Genomic DNA, 21,449 nt, shown 5'->3' on the forward strand with positions numbered 1-21,449 from the left:
AACAACCACATCTCAAAACAACAAAGGAAAGATGTTAGCTACAAAATCAATCAGTGGTATGCTAAAGGGTAAAGTCTCTGCAAAATTGGATTGGAGAAAAATGAAGTTAAGCTGCCTGATCAAAAAGCATAGCTTATAATCTCTCGTCTACCAGGTCTCTTTCAATAAATCCCTGCGCATCGAAGATCAGCGCGCCCTGCTGTTTGAAGCGCGAAAAATCTATCTCCCTGAACTGTTGATGAGCCACCGCGAGTATTACTGCATCGTAATTGTAAGTTAGCTCACCCACCATGTGTATTCCTTCCATCTGACCAACCCAGGGATCGTACACTGCAACTATAAGCCCGGCCGTTACAAGCGTTTGATAAATATCCACCACTTTGGTATTACGCGTATCGGAACAATTTTCCTTGAAAGTGATACCCAATATCAATACCCGGCAGCCTTGCAAACGGCCTTGTTTTTTGGCTGCGAGTAAAGCAATCAGTTTTTCTGCCACAAACACACCCATCTGGTCATTCACCTCCCGGCCCGATAAGATCACTTTGGGCTGATAACCCAGCACCTGCGCTTTATGCGCCAGGTAATGCGGGTCTACGCCAATGCAATGACCGCCTACCAGGCCCGGACGGAAAGGCAAAAAATTCCACTTGGTCTTTGCCGCTGCCAGCACATCATAAGTATCAATGTCCATGCGGTCGAAAATAAAAGCCAGCTCATTCATGAAAGAAATGTTCACATCGCGCTGGGCATTCTCAATGGCTTTGGAAGCCTCCGCCACTTTGATGCTGGGCGCCAGGTGGGTGCCCGCCGTAATAATGCTGGCATACAAAACATCTATCTCGGCGGCAACAGCCGGCGTGGAGCCCGACGTAACTTTTTTAATCGTAGTAACGGTGTGTACCCGGTCGCCAGGATTGATGCGCTCGGGCGAATAACCGCAAAAGAAGTCTGTATTGTATCGAAGTCCGCTGGCCCGCTCCAGCACCGGCACACAGTCTTCCTCGGTGCAGCCAGCATATACAGTAGATTCATAAATTACGATATCGCCTTTCTTCAGCACACTGCCCACCATTTTGGAAGCTTTCAGCAGGTAGCTGAGATTGGGGCGTTTATGCGCATCGAGCGGCGTAGGCACAGTAATGATGAACACATTGCAATCTGCAATTGCCTGCAGTTGGCTGGAAAAACCAATATGCACGGCTGCCTGTATATCTTCGGGTGTAAGCTCCTTCGTTTTATCTATACCCTTACTCAATTCCTTTACCCGCTCCTCATTGGTATCGAACCCCAGTACCCGGTAATGCCTGCCAAAAGCTACCGCCAGCGGCAATCCTACATAACCCAATCCTACAACAGCAATCTGGTAACGGGAAATCATCGATTCGGGAACGGACATATCAACAATTATTACTTAGGCGTCGAAATTACGGAAATAGCCGAAGATCACTCAACCTAGTCACCCTGCAATACCTGTTCAACAAAATGCGAATAAACACCTAATCGCATCACACGCTGCACGATTTACCTTTCAAAAATCAGGATAACAAATATTCACTTTTTGTGAAGATTTCATAACTTTACATTGCAGGTCATGAGGGTAAGGCTGATTAAGTGTAAGTCCATAGAAGATTTTGCAGCAAACAATGCAAGGAGTAGAAGCTCTTTCAAAATATGGTTAGCTCTTCTGCAGCGTGCAGACTGGTTAACACCTAACGATATCTGCACCACTTACGGATCTGCTGATTTGTTAGGTGATGGTACAAAAAGAGTTGTATTTGACATAGCTGGCAATAACTATAGAATGATCTGCACTTATCATTTTGGAATCTCAAGAGTGCATTTGTATGTAAAATGGATAGGCACGCACGCGCAGTACACAGCATTATTCAGAAACAACGAGCATTATACAGTGAACGATTATTAAAACTTCAATAATGGAAACTTTATCACATACAGTTATTAAAACAACTGCCCAGTACTACAGGTATTGCAACCGGTTAGAGGAACTGGTGGACCTGAACAAAAAAACCAGGCCTATCAAAGACGAAATAGAATTGTTGACCCTACTCATTGAAAAGTACGATGAAGAACACAATACTTTTAGTGATGTCGATCCGGTTGAATTACTGAAATCACTGATGAAAGATCATAAAATGAAGGCTGTTGAACTTGCCAGACTCTTGCATGTTAGCGAAGGCCTGGTTTCTGACATGCTGAACTATAAAAAAGGCATGTCAAAAGAAACGATTCGCATTCTTGCTGAAAAATTCAAATTAAACCAGGAGGCATTCAACCGGCCTTATGAATTACGTATACCTGTGTACGTTTGACGGCCTATTTATTGCGCCTTATACAGCAAGCACACCGCATGCGCCACCAACCCCTCTTTCCGGCCCACAAACCCCATCTTCTCTGTAGTAGTAGCTTTAACCGAAACATCCTTAATAGTGATCTCTAAAATAGAAGCAATCACTTCCTGCATTTGCGGCACATAAGGTTTGATCTTTGGCGCCTCCAGGCAAAGCGAAGCATCGATATTCACTACTTTATAACCCTCAGCACGAATAAGCGCATAAGTTTTAGCCAGTAATATTTTACTGTCGATATTCTTGAACTCAGCAGCAGTATCAGGAAAGTGCACACCAATATCACCCAAACACAAAGCCCCCAGCATCGCATCGCAGATCGCATGCAATAATACATCGGCATCGCTATGCCCCAACGCCCCCTTATCGTGCGGGATCTTTACTCCGCCGATGAATAAATCACGCCCTTCTACTAATTGATGAAAATCGATACCGTAACCTATTCTAATATTCATAGCAGCCTGATTGCTTAGACGACAAAATTGAGTTTAATTTCTACTTGGTTTTACAAATTTGTCAGGCAGGCCCACTTCCCTCAAAATAGCATTGGCTTTCTCAAGTTTATCCTTGAAATACTTATTTCCCAAGTAATTATCAAGCGTTTCATCTACTTTTTTAATTCGGGGCTTCAATATTGTTTTTTTAACTGGTTTCATGGTGTTATAAAGGTACTTTTTTTCTTTTTACAATAAATGCTTCATAATCTGTATTCTTCTCAAAAAGAGTCCATCTCCCATGATATGAACCATACACTTCAAAATCTGCTGATATCAATCGAAAATGATTACTGATAGCTATTCTATAAAGCCTTGTCCTGCTTTTACTACTACCAGCCAGGAAAACCAACACATCTTTAAATCTTTCTGTAAAGAAATACAACGTAGAAGCCACCGTCAATAACACCTTATGTGCATCTCCGTTGTTTGTGATAACAGTATCGCTGATCTTATTCGTACGAGGGTCTTTATCACCAAATCCTAGATTATAAACTTTTTCGAATGCTGTTTCACTATAAATAACCAGCTTATCTATACTACCTTTTGTTCCAATACTCACAAATTTGTAAGCCATTGCTGTTTTACTAATCGTGAGGGGATAAATGTCTTCCTGCATTATTGCTCTACTGATTGACTTATAAAACTAATAGTCAACAGTCGCTATTAAATGCGTATTCATACCTGTTTTGCCAGCAATGAAAAAGCGTACTATTCTTTACCAATATTAAACACCAACCCCAACCTCAATGTGTTGGAAAGCGGGTTGCGGGTAATGCCACTACCCTGGGGCGCAAGATAAGAGAAATTAATCTGCACAAAATCGTAGTGGAAACCGGCGCCCATGGTAAGGTACTTGCGGTTGCCGCGCGATTTGTCTTCATAGAAATAACCTGCCCGCAGGAAGAACTGGTTGTTATAACTGTATTCAGCGCCCAAAGAAAATTGCAGCGAACTGAGCTGGTTGGTGCCATCATGGAATGATTTCAGCCAGCTCGACACCACTCCCGAACTACGAAAATCCGCCAGGCTCGCCGAATCTGCAGAAGCATTACCCGTAGCCTGTGGCGCCGCAGGTACCAGCAACTTATTCATATCAAGCGCAATATTGAGCTTGTTGCTTTCATCAAAAACCTTGGTATACGATCCGCCAATTCCCAAATTGGCCGGGATATAATCCTTATTGCGCGCATCATTGGTATAAGAGATCTTGCTGCCCAGGTTGGAGAGCGTAACACCCCAGTTCCATCCTTCACCCGAACCGTTCAGTCCGTTATAAAACAAAGAAACATCACCCGCCAGGGCATTACCGGCCTTGTACGAAACGCCGTTGTAATCGCCTACCACCAGTCGCGAATTGATGTAACGCAAAGCCACACCGATGTTCAGCTTGCTGGTGAGCTTGCGCGAATAACCCGCATCGATGGAAAACTCCGTTGGCTTGGTATTGAACAAAGGGTTACCGGAATAATCGGTGAGCTGTATATTACCCAGGCTGAAGAAACGCATGGAAGTTGAAATGGCCTGCTCATCGTCCAGTTTATGGTAAGCAGCCATGCTGGCGAGGTACACATCATTCAACCCCAGGTCTTTGAGCCAGGGCGTGTAGTTAAACGCAACAGCCGACCGTTTGGGCGCCGCCAGCACTTTGGCCAGGTTCCAGAAAGGCGCATTGGCATCGGGTGTTGTTGCAATACCCGCATCGCCCATACCTCCGGCGCGTGCATCGGGGGAAATACGAAGAAAGGGAACGGCGGTGGAAACAATGTTCACGGACTCTGTTGTTTGAGCCATGCCTGAAAAAGCGAACGATGCCAACAATGCAGTTAGTGCAAGTTTTGTGAAATACTTCATGCGGTTTTTTTATTACGTCATCCTGAGTGAGCGAAGCGAATCGAAGGACCTGCTGGAGTTTCGGGCAGATCCCTCGGCTGCGCTCGGGATGACGGATAGTTTAAGTAGATTTCACTTCATCAAGCAAATTGTTTAAAGTAAGATCATCTGCCCCGCACCTGCATAACGTTCGTCCCCTAAGGCAATGATAACCCGGTAAATATAAATACCTTTTTCTAATTTCCTGCCATGGGCATCGGTGCCATCCCACCCCACCTGGCAGTTGCGCGATCCGGCCGACTCGACCACCGATTCCAGGCGCCGCACCAACTGTCCGTTCGAAGCGTAGATACCGATCTGCACCTTGAATGCTGCCCCGGGTTGGTTGTGTTCGAAAGAAAAATTGGTATGATTCGAAAACGGGTTCGGATAATTCATCAAACGGGTAATGCTGAGCCGCTCGCGCTTGACCACCGTAAAGTCCAGGCTGGCAGTAGCCGATTGGTTGGCCACATTCCAGGCCCGCAGGCGGATCGTATGACGGCCCGGTGTAAGTCCGGATAGCTGGTAGCGCAAGGCTCCGCGCTGATAACTGTCTTTATCGGCCGTATAAAAATTGTTCAGCACCAGGGTATTGTTTTCGTTGCCATCGATCACCGCAATGATATCATGCCCGATACCATTACCCGATGTGTTGATGCCCGATGTATCGAACAGCCGCGCAATAAGCAAAGGATTTTCATTGGTCAATCCGCCGTTGAGAAACAACGTATCGTTGAGATATAACCGGATCGCTGGCCCTGCAACATTCCCCAAAACACCGTCATCCCGAACGAAGTGAGGGATCTCACAAACCCCCGCACCATCTCTCACCCCATCCTCTGCATACAAACTGATGCGACCATTGCCTTGCTGATTAACGCTGATATCTTTCGGCATCACAAAAGAAAACTGGAATTGTCCGTTCGTAACCGTAGCGCTGCCCTTATACAATACCTGTGTCTGTTGCTGAAAAGGGGTAACCGGACTGGCCGGATCGTTACCCAGTGTTTTCACGGTCTGCGGTTTATCGTACACAGTAGGGTAGACCGTTCCGTTGAAATCATTCACCGGCGCTCCATTGGCATCGGTAACCACGCCACCGAACTGGTAGGTATGCAGTGTTTTCAGGGTATCGTTACCCGTGAGCGGCTTGCCATTGAGTGTTGTGAGTTTCAGTTGCAATGTGGGAATGGCCAGGTACATGGCCGGATCGCCCAGCAAAGCGAACTTGCGGGTATTCACCACATCGCCAAAGCCTTGCACGGTAAGGTTCTTCGCCCGGCGCACCGATTCGCCCAGGCTGAGCCGGTTGCCATTCATTGCAGGCTGCAATGCCGTTTTCAAATAATTATCGTTGATGAGCCGGTTGCTGTAGGCAAAGACCAGCCGCGTGGTGGTTAACAAAGCAATGGCGCCGTTAGCGCTACCCGTTAACACCGCAGCGCCCAATGAATTTTTCTGCGGATCATCGTGCGGCGCAAAATCGCAGCTCGCTGTAATGAACAGCGGCAGCTTATTGGCATTGTTGAAACGGTTCACTTCATCCATGCCCAGCACCGCCGCTTCTGACAGTCGCTCGAAACTGCCATGGCCACTGTAATTGAACAGCAAAGTACCATTGCCCATACGGTTCACGATGGCATCGTTCACAGCGGGATAACGCGCGCCACCGCTGCTGCTCACTAACGGATAAGCATCGAGATAGATCTTCTGCTGGTTGAACAAAGTATTGGCCGCAGCCGCATCGGCTGTTAAGGTTTCGGCGTCGTTGAGGTGCAGGTCATTGTCTTTATCGTCGGCAACGTAGGTTGTTTGTGTGCGCCAGTTACCCAGACTTTCTTTGGCATGATAACGGATGATCTTATCCACCATGGTAGTGGCTTCGTCAACCGTGCGCGCAGGGATCCTGCCTACGGCTACATTCAATGAAATACTATCTGTCAATAATCCAAAAAAATCATCCGAAGTATAGGTAAGCAAAGGGTCGAGTGAGTTGGCGCTTTCGTAACAAGGCACCAGGTTGATGTTATGGGGGATGCGGTTGCGGTAATCGAAAGAACCCGCGCCCATCAGCAAAAGATAGCGAGGGTTTACATACATTTTTACAAAATCGCGGATGGCGGTAGGGTCGGCCATGCCGCCGCTGAACTCGTGGAATAACTGATCTGTTTGCACTACTACCGTACGCAGTCCTTCGTGTTGCTGATGAAACTGCGCCAGCCGCTGCGCCTGTTGTAAAAAAGCGGGATGGGTGATGATGATATAATCGGCTGTGGATGATTGATGCAGGTCCTGGTTGGCCAGCTTACCCAGGGGAATAGGCGTGAGCCAGCCCGCGCTGCCAAATGCCACGTATTCACGCAGTCGCGATGCATCGTTATTGAAAGCCACCTGTGAACCAACGGCGCTGGTATTCATTTGAACAGGGTTACGCGCATTGGTGATATCCCAAACTGTTAATGCGCCGGAGCCATTATTGGTAATAGTAAAAGCTGCTACCGACTGGCTGCTTACCGACGACCAATCGCGGAAGAACAAGGGTGTATTGCCGGAAATGGTCAGCGATTTTCTTCCGTGCAATTCAAACCAGTCGAGCCAGCCTTGCGCATTGCTGTTGAAGGGCTGAAAGCTACACCCAATAGTAAGGTTCCCCGAATTAGCCGTAAAACTATTTTGCTGCGAAACAGCCGTAGCATAATGATCGAGGAAATAACCCGATACCGGGGCGATGGTAGCGCTTTGCGCGGGCTGACCGTTTACACTCAATTGAAAACTGCTGCTGCCGTTGACCGTTCTGCCTGCAAAACGGCTGATCAGCGTAACAGGTGTTCCCGTAAGCACACCGGAAAAATCTACCGGGAAACTGCGCGAGAGCGGCACACCCGGGTTGCTGCCGAACTCCTCGCCATACCATTCTTTGCCGCTGCTGAGCAGGTTCACCAGGTCGTTCTCATAAAAATAATGTTCGTTGTAGCTGTTCACCTGTACGGTAGGTGCAGCAACGGCAGCAGCCGTTTGTATCCGCTTACCTGTTCCGCCCACGGTCAGGTAATAATACGCAGTATCGCCATACAGGTTTTTATGGTGATGGAATAATTGCTGCAGGCTGTCTTTCTCCCATCGCACCGTTCCCGGTGCGTAAAAAAGAAAATAGTCGTTGTTATCGAAGACCCCATCGCCGCCATCGAACATGGCAATGGCGTTCTCTTTTAAATCGTCGTCGTTCTGCGCGTTCACCGATTCATCCAGCATCACTCCCCCATTACCATAGAGCCGTATGGAAGCCGATGCCAGGCTGGCCGTATTTACCCCCAGGGCGTTCAGCATCGCCACATCTACTTTGTACACACCTTCCTGCTTCACCCCGATCCTTACCCAGCTGCCTGTTGCCAGTACTGAATGCGGTACATAGCTGCGTTGAGCCCAGGAAGGAAGGGATAAGAAAAAAATAAATAATACAAGAAGTTTGCGCATACATCAAAAATAACCCTCAATCTTAAACTTTGCCCTGGGCTTAAGCCCAGGGCAAAGAGTAGTGATATCCCTACATTTAAATGTGCATTCCCTCAATCCTTCTTAAAAAAAATCTCCCTTATTTTGCTGCACTTTAACAATTTGCCGAATCTAAAATTAGGCTTTTGATAACATTAACAACTTATATTCGCATACACATTCATTCTATATTCAATCCTTCGCAAATGCAGTTACTGAAAACAACCAGGAATTTAGTTTGGCTGTTGGCTATTACAGGCGCTATGGCTTCCTGTAATGTCTTTAAGAAAAAACACGATCAGTCCACCGCTACCGGATGGAACTACAACGATAAAGAGCAGGGCAATTTTCATGTGGCCAAGCCGAAAGACATCAAGACCGCACCCGGACTGGTATTCATCCAGGGCGGTACTTTTTCCATGGGCGCTACCCAGGAAGATGTGATGGGCGACTGGAACAATATCCCCCGCCGTATTACCGTGAACTCATTTTTTATTGACAAGACCGAAGTGGCCAACGTGCACTACCGCGAATACCTGTACTGGCTGCAGAATGTGTTTGGAACCGCCGGTCAGGACTCCATCGTAGACCAGGCCAAACCCGATACCCTTGTATGGCGCAGTGAGCTGGCTTACAATGAGCCTTATGTGGAATATTATTTCCGACACCCTTCTTATAACTACTACCCTGTAGTAGGCGTGAGCTGGAAACAGGCCACCGAGTATTGCATGTGGCGTACAGACCGAGTGAATGAGTTAGCATTGATCAACAAAGGGTTCCTCGACAAGAAAAGTCAGATCAAAAAAGAACTGAACGGCGCTGGTCAGGATAACTTCAATACCAAGGCCTACCTGATGGATGAATACCAGGCCGTGCCCGGTAAGCAGGCCGCTTCTAAAAGCAATCCTTTGAGAGACGCCCAGGGCCGCCCCAGGACCAAAGTGGTTTTCGAAGATGGAATTCTCTATGGCGATTATCGCCTGCCCACAGAAGCAGAGTGGGAATACGCTGCTTACGGATACATTGCGGAGAACCCGCAGAAAAAACTGCGGAAGTCGAAGCGAGGCGAAGAGCTGATTGCCAACAAACAGATCTTCTCCTGGAAAAACAATGGATACGATAACGCGCGTTATGTACAGAAGAGCGCTTACCAGGGCGCTTTCCTGGCCAACTTCAAACGCGGCTATGGTGATAACATGGGTGTGGCCGGCGGATTGAACGATAATGCGGCCATCCCTGCCGAAGTAACTTCATTCATTCCCAACGGATACGGACTCTATAATATGAGTGGCAACGTGAGCGAATGGGTAGCCGATGTATACAGGCCGCTGACAGAAATGGACGGTAGCGATTTCAACATGTACCGCGGTAACGTGTTCAAGAAAGTAGATATGAGTGGTGGCGCCGGTAACCTGCGTGATGACAAAGGACGCATCAAGATGGTTCCAGAGTCGGATTCAGCTTTGAGGAACCGCCGCAACTACCAGCATTCTTACGCATTGAACTTCCTCGATGGCGATTCAACCAGTAACGTTTCTTATGGATACGGCGTAACTACGCTGATCTCCGATAAATCAAGGGTATACAAAGGTGGTAGCTGGAACGACAGGGCTTATTGGTTGAGTCCGGGTGCACGCCGCTTCCTCGAAGAAGACCTGAGCAGCAACTCCATCGGATTCCGTTGCGCCATGAGCCATTACGGCGCTTCAGAAGGAACCTCCACTAAATCCCAGACCGGCCAGTTCTTCCCCACCCGCCGGAACAAACGATAGTAAAAAGGAAAAGGGTTAATACACAGTAAAGCCATACTTCACAAGAGTGTGGCTTTTTTGTTGTGAAAATATTTGCTTATATCCATAAAAAAAGCCACCTTGCTATCAAATTAAATCCGTTACGCCAGTAGGCTGGTAAATATTTCCCGATGTGGGTCTGTGTAGAACGGGCAGCACATCGGGGTTTTTATTTTCTCAAAACTAATTAAGAAATTATGGGAAATCGTGTGGCGATTCTGATAGATGGAGCTTTTTTCTTAAAACGTTTTAATACAAATAACCAGCGAATGCCTCGCATTGCTGATATGCAACCATTTATCAATGATATAATGCAAATGGTGAATAACAACCCCACCAAAGCTAATGATACATTATTAAGAACATATTATTATGATTGTCGTCCATTTGGAGAAACCAAAACAGACCCTAAAGGGAACGTGGTTAACTTTTCCCAAAAACCAGCATTCGCTGCAGCTAATTTATTTCACAACGATCTAAAGGCATTTCCCCAATTGGCTTTAAGATTGGGTGAATTATCATTTGACGGATGGAAAGTTGATCCAGAGAATAGTGCGAGTTTTAAACCTGATTTCAAACAAAAAGCAGTGGACATGAAAATAGGCCTTGATATAGCATGGATGGCAGGTAAGAGAACTATTGATAAGCTAGTATTGGTAGCTGGTGATAGTGATTTTGTTTCACCAATGGAATTTGCCAGAAAGGAAGGTATCCTGGTTTATCTATACCCGATGAAACAACTTCAAATAAAATCTGTTCTAAAAGAACATGCGGATTTTGTATTATAAAATGATTTCTGAAAACAATTTGGCAATTCATTAATCAACTCGGAACATATTAATATCATGACTATTCAAGAGCTTTATCGAATATACCTGCAACATCCATCTGTACAAACCGATACGCGCAAGATCAAAAAGGGCGATATTTTCTTTGCGCTCAAAGGCCCCAACTTCAATGGCAATGCATTTGCAGCCAAAGCTTTCGAACTTGGAGCTTCATACGCTGTAATAGATGAGCCCGTACAAGATATACCTTCAAACAACGCTCAGTTCATTCGTGTTGATGACGTTCTTGAGACCCTTCAATCCCTCGCCCAATATCACCGCGAACAATTCAAGATCCCTTTCATAGCCATTACCGGCAGCAACGGCAAAACCACTACAAAAGAACTGGTCTACGCCGTATTATCATCGCATTTCATTACTTATACCACCCAGGGCAACCTGAACAACCACATCGGTGTGCCACTTACTTTATTGAGCATCCGCAACGATGCACAAATGGCCGTGATTGAAATGGGCGCCAACCACCAAAAAGAAATTGAAGGATACTGTAAATATGCAGAACCCACACACGGCATCATTACCAACGCCGGCAAAGCACACCTGGAAGGTTTCGGCGGAATAGAAGGTGTTAAAAAAGGCAAAGGAGAACTGTTCGATTACCTGCGCGCGCATAAAGGCACGGCATTCATCTATGCCGATTACGATTACCTGCACGATATGAGCAAAGGCATTGAACTCCTTGAAGCATACGGCACGCAAGCCGGCGCCATACAAGGCCATGTACAATCGAGCGAACCCTTCCTGGAAGTGGCTATTACTGCCGGTTTAAACATACGATTGGTTCGCACGCAACTGGTGGGCGAATACAATTTACCCAATGTACTCTGCGCCCTCGCAGTAGGCCGCTACTTTGGTGTACCCGAAGCAAAAATGGTAGCCGCCATAGAAAATTACTGCCCTTCGAACAGCCGCTCACAGATGGTGGAGAAAGATTCCAACCACATCATACTCGACGCCTACAACGCCAACCCCAGCAGCATGAAAGCAGCCATAGAAAATTTTGCACGGCTGCATGCCCCAAAAAAAGTATTGATGCTGGGTGGTATGATGGAATTGGGACAAGAAAGCCTGGAAGAACATAAAAATATGGTCGCCCTCATTCAATCACATTCCTGGGAGCAAGTGGTGCTGGTGGGTGGCGACTTTGGTAAGATTGACCAGCCCTTCACCTACCTGCCAGATTCAATCGCTGCAAAAGAATGGTATCAAAGCCAGGGATTTAAAGACACCCATATACTTATTAAGGGATCAAGGAGCATGCAAATGGAAAAAATCCTGGAATAAACGTAATTTTGCAGCCAGAAAACAAGCTCTATGACAGATGAATCCCTGAGCAAACGCTGGTACCTCACCAGTGTGCTCACCAACCGCTGCCCGCGTTGCAGGGAAGGCAAAATCTTTAAGACCGATAATGCGTACAAGCTGAAGGAAAACACCAAAATGCATGAGCGCTGCCCTGTATGCGGACAACCCACCGAAATTGAAGTAGGCTTCTACTATGGTACAGGTTATGTAAGCTATGCCCTTTCCATTGCATTTCTTGTGGCAACATTTGTTGCCTGGAAAGTATTGATCGGCGTGACGTTTCACATTGACGACAACCGGATTTTCTATTGGATGTTCACATCCATCATACTGCTTTTCCTGGCCCAACCCCTCATCATGCGCCTCTCCCGAACCCTGTGGCTAAGCTGGTTCGTCAAATACGACCCCCACTGGCGCAACCACCCGCTTAAAACACCGGAGAGAGTTGTTTCTGAACATATGAATTGGTAACCCCCCTTTAACCGTCATCCTGAGCGCACTTCGATCGTCATCCCGAGCAACGTCACCCTGAGCGAGCGAAGCGAGTCGAAGGGGCTGCCGAGGGATCTGCCCGAACTTTCGGCAGGTCCTTCGACTCGCTTCGCTCGCTCAGGATGACGATAATAGATGAAATAAAAAAAACTTTGCCCTGGGCTTAAGCCCAGGGCAAAGTTTTTTATTCCTAAAGTATCAATTAGAAGTTATACTTGATTCCAAACTGTCCCTGCCAACGAGAGTTGATAGGATCTACAGTGTAGTAGTGACCATCCAAACCAGCAGGCTTGTTGAAATAGAAAGCCGGGTTATAACCACTTGAAGGCTTACCAACAGGTACAACACCTGTAGGGTTCTTCGCAGTGATGAAAGCAGGATTGGTATTAGACGGATCTGTTGTAAAAGTCAACAGGTTCACCGTATAGTTGTTTACGTTGGTAACGAAAGTGACATGTCCCCAGTCGTTGTTGATCAGGTTCAGCACGTTGAAGATATCCAGGCTGAGCTGCAGTGTCTGCTTGGGATTTTTCTTGCTCAGTCTGAATTCGTGCATCAGTTTCAGATCCAACTCGTGGTTCCAGGGTGTGCGCAACGCATTCCTTTCTGCATACTGACCTCTCCTGGTGCTCAGGTATTTATCGCCTGAGATCAGCGCATTCAGATCAGCCCACTGCTGTGCGGCAGTATAAGAACCATTATCGATCAACTTAATATCGTTCTGGTCTTTGGGGATATAAGGCAGGTTGGCATTGGCCGCATTGCCGAATGGGTTACCACCCGAAGCATATACTACTGTGTAAGGGCTGCCTGACTGACCGGCATAGAAGAAGTTCAGTGAAGTAGCATTCATCTGGTTCCATACCAGGGTACCACCCAGTGTAGCTACGATACGATCGCGCAGATCGAAGTTAGAGTAAGCCAGTTGAGGACTATTGGGTACAATGGCAGGGTTCACTTCAAAGTTAGACTGGAATGAGTTACGGATACCGTTGCTCAGGTCTTTACTTACACCATAAGTATAAGCAGCGCTCCAGTTCAGGTTCAGGAAGTGGGTACCTACCCTGATGTTGTTGGTAGTCTTGCTTAACTGTGCAGTGAGGTTATAACGGTAACCTTCAGTGGTATTGCTTAAGAAATAAGCGTTGGAATAGCCACCATACAGTTTACCACCGGTATAAACGGGGGACTTTGTAGGTCCGGTGCTATAATATTCTGCCTGGTCTTTGATGTTGATCTGCTGGAACTTCACATCATAGAGGGTCTTGGTGTACATACCTTCCAGTGTTAATTTATAGCCATTGCCGAATTTGAAATCAGCAGCCAGGCTTGAACGCCAGATAGTAGGCAGTTTGAAGTTATTGTCGATGATGTCCACCTCGCGGGTAGCGCTGGCGCTGGGTCCACCGTATTTATTTACAGTGTCTTTCAGGTACAGCGGGTTCACAGCCAGGGGAACAGTAGTACCGGAAGCTGGCTTGTAATCGATGTTGCCGTATACAGTACCATTCAAGGTATAAGCATATCCGAGCCATGCAAAAGGCATACGGCCTACGAAGATACCAGTACCGCCACGCAATACTACAGACTGGTTACCATTGATATCCCAGTTGAAACCAATGCGGGGAGAGATGGTAGCCTGGCCCAGCCATTTGTTGTTCAGCTGAGAGAAAGCTGTATTGGTATAAGTAGGGTTCGCTGAATTATTAGCAGGAACCGTATTCAAAGCCGGATCGGTTGTAGGTTGATTACCCACGGCTGAATAATCTACGCGGATACCCGGAGTGATCTTGAATTTGGTACTGGCAGTGATCTCATCCTGTACATACGCGCTCAGCAATGCCACTTTGAAAGGATTGGGCGGGTTGTTGTACAGGGAGTTCCTGTCGTTCGGGTACTTAGGATCGGTTGTGAAGGCGCCGCGGATACGGGTAGGCTGATCGTTCTGGAAACCTTTCACATCTTTATATTCCCAACGGCCATTCCATGAGTTAATGAAACCATAAGTGAGGTTATAGAACTCATTGTGTGTACCGAAAGTGAACTTATTGATACCGGTAGTATAAGTAACGTTATCGCTCAGTTCAACAGTTTGTTGCTTCATATTATAGATAGAAGCTTCCCTCCAGGTACCAGCCCAGATACGGCCGCTACCAATATCCATGAAGGGCGATAATACGCCGGGGAAATCGCGGTACTCGTGTACGTTGATATAGCTGGCATTGAACTGGTTGCTCAGGTTGTTGCTGAGTTTGCTCTTCAGTTCGGCTACCAGGTTTATATTTTTAGTATGCTGTGTAAAGTCGGTAGAAGAGAACTGGAAGTTGGTAGTGCTGCGCTCCAGGTTATTACCCCATCCATTGGTATAGATGGCACGCAGGGTAAGGCTGTTCCTGTTGTTCAGGTTGAAGTCCAAACGCGCGAACAGCTTATCACTGTTGGTGAAGATTTTATACTTATCATAAGAACCCACATCATAACCTTTGCCCTGCAGCTGTGCCTGGATGGCCTGTGCATCGGCAATGGTGATGGCAGCTCCGGGATCGCCTGCATTGTAGAAAGTAGGCTCCTGGCGGCGGGTCTGTTCGAAGTTGACGATGAAGAACGCTTTGTTTTTAGCGATCGGTCCGCTTACGGTAGCGCCGTACTGGTAATCGTAGAAATCAGAACCGATCTTGGTTTTGAGACCGTCTACACTTTTACCGGTAAGGGTTTGGTTACGGCCATAACCGTATACAGATCCATGGAAATCGTTGGTACCGCTCTTGGTAACAGCGTTTACGCTACCACCGGTAAAGTTACCCAGCTTCACATCGTAAGGAGCCAGTTGAACCTGTACTTCCTGGATCACATCGAGACTGTAAGGGTTGGTACGGGTACCGGCGCCGGCAGAACCAGCCTGGCCGCCACCGCTTACGCCACCGAAAGAGTTACTGAAGCCGATGGCATCATTGTTGATGGCGCCATCTACAGTAAGGTTGTTGTAGCGGAAGTTGGTTCCTGCAAAAGAGTTATTGTTAGATGCGGGGGTCAGACGGGTAAAGTCAGACAAGCTCCTGCCCAATGTAGGCAGGGTATTCAGTTGCCTGCTTCCAACGGTTACACCGCCCTGTACTTGTTTCCTTCCGGCTGCAGTAACGGTTACTTCTGTAAGCGCGTTGGTAGAGCTGATGAGGTTAACGTTCAGGTCGGGGTTGCTGCCGAGGGTCAGGTTTACATCGTTCATCACTTCTTCTTTGAAGCCGATGAAAGAGATTTTGATGGTGTACGGACCGCCCGCTTTAAGGTTGGGAACGGTGAAAATGCCTTTACTGTTAGTTTGGGTGGTGGTTACGAAACCGGTGGGCTCGTGTTTAACGGTTACCACAGCTCCGGCAACGAATGCGCCTTTGGCTTCTTTAACATGGCCACTGATGGTAGCCGATGTTTCCTGGGCCTGCAGCGTGACTGAAAAAAGCAGGACTGCCAATACAGACAATACTACTTGCAGCTTTTTAAACATACTAAGTTGTTTTTAATTTTCGCTGCAAAATTGTTAACACAATGTTACCCCAATGTTAACTAAACACCCTGGTAACCTATTGGTAACATTAACTTAACACAGAAGAGCCGAGGTCCGTCATCCTGAGGTCGTCATCCTGAGCGAGCGAAGCGAGTCGAAGGACCTGCTCAAACCTGAAGCAACTCCCGCATCAATTCAGCCAGGGAGATAGCCGTAACATTGTCTGTTAAAGTAAACCGGTCTGTACCTGCATATACTACATAGCGCTTTTGGGGATTTACATCCTGGCAGGCAATATGGAATCCCTTGCTGAGTGAAGGCGATGAGCTGCGTTTGATTTCGATAGCCCATTTTTCATCTGCTGAAAACTCAAGGATCAGGTCGATCTCTGCTCCCCCGGGTGTACCATAATAAAAAGCCTGCATACCGGCCGGAGCGACTGATAAAATGTTTTCAATCACAAAGCCTTCCCAACTGCCTCCTACCACCGGATGTCCCAGCAATTGATTGTAGCTGCCGATATTCAGTAAAGCATGGACTATCCCGCTATCACGCACATATATCTTGGGAGAACGCACCAGGCGTTTACCAATATTAAAGGTCCAGGGTTTCAGGCGCCTGATCAATAATAGATCCACCATCAGGTCGAGATACCGTCCAATGGTTACACCTGAAATTTCCAGGTTACGCCCCAGGTGCGATGCATTCAATACAGCCCCCTGGTTGTGGGCTAACATCGTCCAGAATCTTTCCAGGGTTTCAGCGGGTATGCGCGGACCAAATTGTGGGATATCGCGTTCGAGATAGGTTTTAATAAAATCACGCCGCCACTGAAGACTGTTGCTTTCAGTATCGGCCAGCAGGCTTTCAGGAAAACCGCCACGCAACCAAAGCTCGTTGAGCCTGTCGTACTTATCACCGCCATATTCCAATGCATCTACCGGATATAATTCGATATAGGTAATTCTGCCGGCCAGGGATTCGCCGGATTGTTGCAACAAATCAAGTGAAGCTGAGCCAAGGAAGAGGAACTGCCCGGTTTTGTGGCCTTTTCGCCTTTCCTGGTCAATGATGCCACGTAGCTCCTGGAACAATTCAGGCAGCCGCTGCACTTCATCCATCACAATCAGCTTATCACTGTTCTGTGAATGAAACAAATGGATGTCCCGTACTTTCTCAAGATCCAGGCGGCTTTCGAGATCGAGATAAACAGAAGGAGCACCTTCGGCTATGTTCAAGGCAATCGTTGTTTTACCCACCTGGCGAGGGCCAATCAACGCTACTGAGGGACTGCGCTGCAATGCTGCTCTTATGGAAGTTTCCAGTCTTCGGGGTATCATCTCTGCAAATTTAACACAAAATGTTAGATTTGCAGAGATGATTATTGTTGCTGCATATCGGCTTTAGCCGCCGTCACACGCTGGGCGCGGTAAATACCGGAGTGGCCACTGAAATAATAAGCGGTGAAACAGGCTATTGCATAATAGATGGTGTACTCGCCGCCGAACAGTTCAATACCCATCAAGGTACAGGCGATGGGTGTATTGGTGGCCCCGGCGAAAACGGCGATAAAGCCCAGTCCGGCCATAAGATCGGCCGGTGAACCGGTAAGTGCGGCAATGGCATTGCCCAGGGCGGCGCCGATGAAAAACAGGGGCGTCACCTCTCCTCCTTTAAAACCCATGCCAATGGTAATGGCGGTGAAGAGGAGTTTCCAAAACCAACTGGTATAGCCGGCGCCACCGGGTTGGAAAGAAGACACAATACTCACACCATTCGTATGTGCATTGGTAACGCCCAATCCCAGGTAATCGGAAGTACCCAGTATCAATGTCAGCACTATAATGATGCATCCGCCGGCAAAAGGAACCAGCCAGGGCGTTTTGATGTATTGCGTGCTGTACTTTTTGATGTTGCGCGACAGTTCGGCAAAAAAGAACCCGGCCAGCCCGAAACATATACCGGCGAGGATCACTTTCATGAGCAGTATCCCGTTGAAATGCAGGTATGGCAACAGATGTGCCGCTGCTGCCTGCAAAGGGGCGATGGCATAATGCGTGTGCCGGATGCCCCATGCGCTGCAGGTGATATCGGCCAGGAAAGCGGCTATGAAGCAGGGCAACAGGGCCGTATGGTTGATGCGGCCAACTGCCAGTACTTCCAACGCAAAGATGGCGCCTGTTAGAGGGGTACCGAAAACAGCCCCAAAGCCGGCAGCCATTCCTGCCATCAGTAATATGCGCAGGTCGTTCCCGTTGAGCCGCATCCATTTACCGAGGAGTCCTGCCATACTGCCGCCCATTTGAACAGCCGTTCCTTCCCTGCCCGCCGAGCCTCCGAATAAATGAGTGATGAGTGTAGTGATCAATACCAGTGGCGTCATGCGCGCAGGCACGCCTCCGCCCGGCTCATGAATTTCCTCCATGATGAGGTTATTGCCCGCTTCGGCATTCTTGCCGGCGTATTTATACAGGAAGAAAATCAGCACACCTGCTACCGGCAATAAGAAAAGCAGCCATTCATGCTGTTCCCTCAGAACGGTTACCTCATTGAGAAGCCACAAAAACAAAGCCACCAGGGAACCTACTACCGCAGCTAGCGGTAACACATACACCGACCATTTCAGCAAATGCAAAAAGATCGATAACTGTTCAAAAGAAGATTTGATTTTTTTCATACTTAAAAAAGCATATCCGCGATCAGCGCCGTCCATCCGGTTTGGTGACTGGCGCCTACTCCATGGGAATCATCGCCATGAAAATACTCATAAAACAATACCAGCTCTTCGTTGCCTGGCCGCTCGTAAAACCAGCTGTGCCTGCCATGCACCGGTCTTTTGCCATTGGCGTCTTTGGTAAAGATACGGATCAACCTTTGGCGCAACTGTGCCGCCACTGCTTCGAGGTTCATAAAATTGCCCGAATGCTGCGGGAATTCAACACGCAGGTCGTTGCCATAGAAGGCGCCGTATTTTTCTATGGATTTGACCAGTAAATAATTGACGGGCATCCATACCGGACCCCGCCAGTTGGAATTGCCGCCGAACAATCCGGAAGTGGAATCGCCCGGATCGTAGCTCACTTCATAATCGTTGCCTTCGATGCTTATCCGGTAAGGATGGTCTCTATAATATTGGGAAAGCGCACGCACCCCGCCGGGTGAGAGGAATTCCGATTCATCCAGCAGTTTAGTTAACAACGCCGTTAACTTATCTGTATCGACCAGGGAGAAGAGCAGCGTATCCGGATCTTTTCTTTCTGCATAGGCTTTATAATGATGGATGGTTTCTTCATAATGATTGAACCAGTTCCTTCTTTTTTCAAAACCCGGCAAACGGCTGCACTGCTCTTTGGTCAGTATCGACACTGCAAACAGAGGCACCAACCCTACCGCCGACCTGATCTTCAGCGGCACGGGCGCTTTTCCGTATAAGCTCAGCACATCGTAAAAAAAACGATCTCCTTCGTCCCACAGGCCCAGGTGATTGGCGGCATCGGCAATCAATATAAAATGCTCATAAAACTTGGTGACCATGTCTTCAAAAGCCGGATCTTCTGTGGCAATCTCAACGGCCATATCAAACAAATGCAGTGCATACATGGCCATCCATGCAGTGGCATCCGTTTGTTCCAGCTCCACTTCATCGGGCAACTGGCTGCTGCGGTTGAAGACGCCGATATTATCTAACCCTAAAAAACCTCCGCTGAAAATATTATTCCCGCTCAGGTCTTTACGGTTCACCCACCAGGTAAAATTCACTACCAGCTTCTGGAAGATCTTTTTAAGGAATAGGGTATCGCCCTTTCCTGTTCTTCGCTTTTCTATCTCATATACCTGCAACGCCGCAAAAGCCTGTACCGGCGGATTCACATCGCTGAAATTCCATTCATAAGCCGGCATTTGTCCGTTCGGGTTCATATACCATTCCCTCGTAAGCAATATCAATTGATGCTTGGCAAACTGCGGATCAATGATGGCCATGGGTATGCAATGAAAAGCCAGGTCCCAGGCCGCATACCAGGGATATTCCCATTTATCTGGCATGAGGATCACATCGGCGTTCTTGATGTTCTTCCAGCCGGCATTCCGGCCTTGCTGTCTGGCTGCGGCAGCCGGACTGACGCCGTCCGACGACGCCAGCCAGTCTTCTACATCGTAATGATAATATTGTTTGCTCCAAAGCAGACTGGCGAAGGCTTTGCGCTGCAGGGCGGCAAGAGAAGGATCTGTTTGCGCGGGGAAGACTGACCGGTAGAAATCATCCGCCTCCTGTTGGCGCGCTGCAAACAATTGCGGCAGCCGCTCATCAAAAGGCGTTTCGGTTTGATGGCTTGTAATGCGCGCATAGATCAACTGGCTGGCGCCGGGTGCAATGGTTAGTTCATATACAGCCGCACATTTGGTACCCGTTGCTTGTTGCGCCAGCAGTTCCCTGTTCTTGCCATGTATCACCGCATCATGAAAAGCATCTTTGACAAAAGGCGATGGGTTGGGCCGGCCGAACAAGCGTTCCGTATTGGTCTCATTTTCTGTAAAGAAGATGGCTTGTGGTTGTTGCACATAATAGTAATAGGTACCAAGGTCTTCGTGAGTCGCCTTTACCGTTTGTTCGTTGATCCGTTGCAGTTGCGGTTTTTGTTGCATCTGGCCATACTGCCATTTGTTGAAGAACCATAGTGTGGGCAACACAGTTATAGTAGCGGCATCCTTGCCTTTGTTGGCAACCTCTATGCAGACGGAAATATCTTCGCTGTTTTGTTTGGCATACGTAACCGATACATCGAAATAAGCATCCTGGTCGAAAATGCCTGTATCGAGCAATTCATACTCTTCTTCGAATTTATTTCTGTGCTTATTGGTGCTAACAAGCTCTTCATAAGGAAATGCCTGTTGCGGATACTTGTACAGGTATTTCATATAATAATGCGAAGGCAGGTTATCGAGGTAATAATACAGTTCCTTAACGTCTTCGCCGTGATTGCCTTCGTTATTGGTGAGTCCGAACAGGCGCTCTTTCAGTATGGGGTCTTTGCCGTTCCACAACGCCACCGCAAAGCACAATTGCTGCCGGTAATCCGATATACCGGCGAGCCCGTCTTCTCCCCACCTGTACACGCGGCTGCGGGCATGGTCGTGCGGGAAATAATTCCACGCATCGCCGTTTTCGCTATAGTCTTCCCGAACAGTGCCCCATTGTCTTTCGCTGAGGTAAGGGCCCCATTCTTCCAACGGCACTTCCTTACCGGCATTCTTTTCTAACCGTTCCTGTTCTGCTGTCATAC

General features: G+C 47.7%; 16 protein-coding genes. 6 read left to right on the forward strand and 10 right to left on the reverse strand.

Features of this window, described 5'->3' with window-relative positions; genetic code table 11:
• Window positions 1-133: 133 nt before the first annotated feature.
• A complete protein-coding gene (locus tag SEDOR53_RS0100975) occupies window positions 134-1,399 on the reverse strand; it encodes a nucleotide sugar dehydrogenase (protein ID WP_232214694.1) in 1,266 nt (421 codons plus the stop codon).
• A 195-nt stretch (window positions 1,400-1,594) separates the two neighbouring features.
• On the opposite strand from SEDOR53_RS0100975, the gene SEDOR53_RS0100980 reads away from it, so the two are divergent.
• Both SEDOR53_RS0100980 and SEDOR53_RS0100985 read left to right on the forward strand, forming a co-directional pair.
• Window positions 1,595-1,927 (forward strand): type II toxin-antitoxin system HigB family toxin, encoded by a 333-nt coding sequence (locus SEDOR53_RS0100980; protein ID WP_026768029.1) that lies wholly within the window; start codon window positions 1,595-1,597, stop codon window positions 1,925-1,927.
• A gap of 10 nt (window positions 1,928-1,937) precedes the next feature.
• On the forward strand, window positions 1,938-2,333 hold the full coding sequence (locus SEDOR53_RS0100985; RefSeq protein ID WP_026768030.1) for a type II toxin-antitoxin system HigA family antitoxin: 396 nt from the start codon (window positions 1,938-1,940) through the stop codon (window positions 2,331-2,333).
• An 8-nt stretch (window positions 2,334-2,341) separates the two neighbouring features.
• On the opposite strand, the gene ispF is transcribed toward SEDOR53_RS0100985, so the two are convergent.
• The 5 genes from ispF to porU form a co-directional block, all read right to left on the reverse strand.
• Window positions 2,342-2,824 carry a 2-C-methyl-D-erythritol 2,4-cyclodiphosphate synthase gene (ispF, locus tag SEDOR53_RS0100990; RefSeq protein ID WP_026768031.1) on the reverse strand — a complete coding sequence of 161 codons (483 nt, stop codon included), beginning with the start codon at window positions 2,822-2,824 and terminating at the stop codon, window positions 2,342-2,344.
• Between the two features lie 33 nt (window positions 2,825-2,857).
• On the reverse strand, window positions 2,858-3,025 hold the full coding sequence (locus SEDOR53_RS18970; RefSeq protein ID WP_157576653.1) for a hypothetical protein: 168 nt from the start codon (window positions 3,023-3,025) through the stop codon (window positions 2,858-2,860).
• A 4-nt stretch (window positions 3,026-3,029) separates the two neighbouring features.
• Window positions 3,030-3,482, reverse strand: coding sequence for a hypothetical protein (locus tag SEDOR53_RS0101000; protein ID WP_026768032.1), 453 nt, complete (start codon window positions 3,480-3,482; stop codon window positions 3,030-3,032).
• Between the two features lie 92 nt (window positions 3,483-3,574).
• Window positions 3,575-4,717: a type IX secretion system outer membrane channel protein PorV gene (gene porV, locus SEDOR53_RS0101005; protein ID WP_026768033.1), complete on the reverse strand. Its 1,143-nt coding sequence runs from the start codon at window positions 4,715-4,717 to the stop codon at window positions 3,575-3,577.
• 132 nt (window positions 4,718-4,849) lie between these two features.
• Entirely contained in the window at window positions 4,850-8,212 is a 3,363-nt protein-coding gene (gene porU, locus SEDOR53_RS0101015) for a type IX secretion system sortase PorU (protein WP_026768034.1), read from the reverse strand.
• A gap of 224 nt (window positions 8,213-8,436) precedes the next feature.
• Here porU and SEDOR53_RS0101020 point away from each other — a divergent pair, with 224 nt between their 5' ends.
• From SEDOR53_RS0101020 to SEDOR53_RS0101035, 4 genes are all read left to right on the forward strand, one after another.
• Window positions 8,437-10,002 carry an SUMF1/EgtB/PvdO family nonheme iron enzyme gene (locus tag SEDOR53_RS0101020; RefSeq protein WP_026768035.1) on the forward strand — a complete coding sequence of 522 codons (1,566 nt, stop codon included), beginning with the start codon at window positions 8,437-8,439 and terminating at the stop codon, window positions 10,000-10,002.
• A gap of 215 nt (window positions 10,003-10,217) precedes the next feature.
• Window positions 10,218-10,808, forward strand: a complete 591-nt coding sequence (locus SEDOR53_RS18435) for an NYN domain-containing protein (protein WP_051416429.1) — start codon at window positions 10,218-10,220, stop codon at window positions 10,806-10,808.
• A gap of 57 nt (window positions 10,809-10,865) precedes the next feature.
• Complete coding sequence (gene murF, locus SEDOR53_RS0101030; protein ID WP_026768036.1) at window positions 10,866-12,152, forward strand: UDP-N-acetylmuramoyl-tripeptide--D-alanyl-D-alanine ligase; 1,287 nt, start codon at window positions 10,866-10,868, stop codon at window positions 12,150-12,152.
• Window positions 12,153-12,182: 30 nt separating this feature from the next.
• Window positions 12,183-12,644: a hypothetical protein gene (locus tag SEDOR53_RS0101035; protein ID WP_026768037.1), complete on the forward strand. Its 462-nt coding sequence runs from the start codon at window positions 12,183-12,185 to the stop codon at window positions 12,642-12,644.
• A gap of 223 nt (window positions 12,645-12,867) precedes the next feature.
• On the opposite strand, the gene SEDOR53_RS0101040 is transcribed toward SEDOR53_RS0101035, so the two are convergent.
• From SEDOR53_RS0101040 to SEDOR53_RS0101055, 4 genes are all read right to left on the reverse strand, one after another.
• Window positions 12,868-16,167, reverse strand: coding sequence for a TonB-dependent receptor (locus SEDOR53_RS0101040; RefSeq protein WP_026768038.1), 3,300 nt, complete (start codon window positions 16,165-16,167; stop codon window positions 12,868-12,870).
• Window positions 16,168-16,334: 167 nt separating this feature from the next.
• Entirely contained in the window at window positions 16,335-17,507 is a 1,173-nt protein-coding gene (locus tag SEDOR53_RS0101045) for an ATP-binding protein (protein WP_026768039.1), read from the reverse strand.
• Window positions 17,508-17,548: 41 nt separating this feature from the next.
• Window positions 17,549-18,844, reverse strand: a complete 1,296-nt coding sequence (locus tag SEDOR53_RS16735) for a voltage-gated chloride channel family protein (protein ID WP_037361551.1) — start codon at window positions 18,842-18,844, stop codon at window positions 17,549-17,551.
• Between the two features lie 2 nt (window positions 18,845-18,846).
• The gene (locus SEDOR53_RS0101055; protein ID WP_026768040.1) at window positions 18,847-21,447 is read right to left on the reverse strand and encodes a glucosidase; all 2,601 of its coding nucleotides are present in this window, start codon (window positions 21,445-21,447) and stop codon (window positions 18,847-18,849) included.
• Window positions 21,448-21,449: the final 2 nt, after the last annotated feature.

It is taken from the genome of Asinibacterium sp. OR53 (assembly GCF_000515315.1).
GTDB lineage: Bacteria > Bacteroidota > Bacteroidia > Chitinophagales > Chitinophagaceae > Sediminibacterium.

Coding starts and splice junctions, on each gene's coding strand:
- SEDOR53_RS0101020 (WP_026768035.1), top strand. CDS start 8,437: ATGCAGTTACTGAAAACAACCAGGAATTTAGTTTGGCTGTTGGCTATT.
- SEDOR53_RS0101045 (WP_026768039.1), bottom strand. CDS start 17,507: ATGATACCCCGAAGACTGGAAACTTCCATAAGAGCAGCATTGCAGCGC.
- murF (WP_026768036.1), top strand. CDS start 10,866: ATGACTATTCAAGAGCTTTATCGAATATACCTGCAACATCCATCTGTA.
- porU (WP_026768034.1), bottom strand. CDS start 8,212: ATGCGCAAACTTCTTGTATTATTTATTTTTTTCTTATCCCTTCCTTCC.
- SEDOR53_RS18970 (WP_157576653.1), bottom strand. CDS start 3,025: ATGAAACCAGTTAAAAAAACAATATTGAAGCCCCGAATTAAAAAAGTA.
- SEDOR53_RS0101000 (WP_026768032.1), bottom strand. CDS start 3,482: ATGCAGGAAGACATTTATCCCCTCACGATTAGTAAAACAGCAATGGCT.
- SEDOR53_RS0100975 (WP_232214694.1), bottom strand. CDS start 1,399: ATGTCCGTTCCCGAATCGATGATTTCCCGTTACCAGATTGCTGTTGTA.
- SEDOR53_RS0100985 (WP_026768030.1), top strand. CDS start 1,938: ATGGAAACTTTATCACATACAGTTATTAAAACAACTGCCCAGTACTAC.
- ispF (WP_026768031.1), bottom strand. CDS start 2,824: ATGAATATTAGAATAGGTTACGGTATCGATTTTCATCAATTAGTAGAA.
- SEDOR53_RS0101040 (WP_026768038.1), bottom strand. CDS start 16,167: ATGTTTAAAAAGCTGCAAGTAGTATTGTCTGTATTGGCAGTCCTGCTT.
- SEDOR53_RS0100980 (WP_026768029.1), top strand. CDS start 1,595: ATGAGGGTAAGGCTGATTAAGTGTAAGTCCATAGAAGATTTTGCAGCA.
- porV (WP_026768033.1), bottom strand. CDS start 4,717: ATGAAGTATTTCACAAAACTTGCACTAACTGCATTGTTGGCATCGTTC.
- SEDOR53_RS16735 (WP_037361551.1), bottom strand. CDS start 18,844: ATGAAAAAAATCAAATCTTCTTTTGAACAGTTATCGATCTTTTTGCAT.
- SEDOR53_RS18435 (WP_051416429.1), top strand. CDS start 10,218: ATGGGAAATCGTGTGGCGATTCTGATAGATGGAGCTTTTTTCTTAAAA.
- SEDOR53_RS0101055 (WP_026768040.1), bottom strand. CDS start 21,447: ATGACAGCAGAACAGGAACGGTTAGAAAAGAATGCCGGTAAGGAAGTG.
- SEDOR53_RS0101035 (WP_026768037.1), top strand. CDS start 12,183: ATGACAGATGAATCCCTGAGCAAACGCTGGTACCTCACCAGTGTGCTC.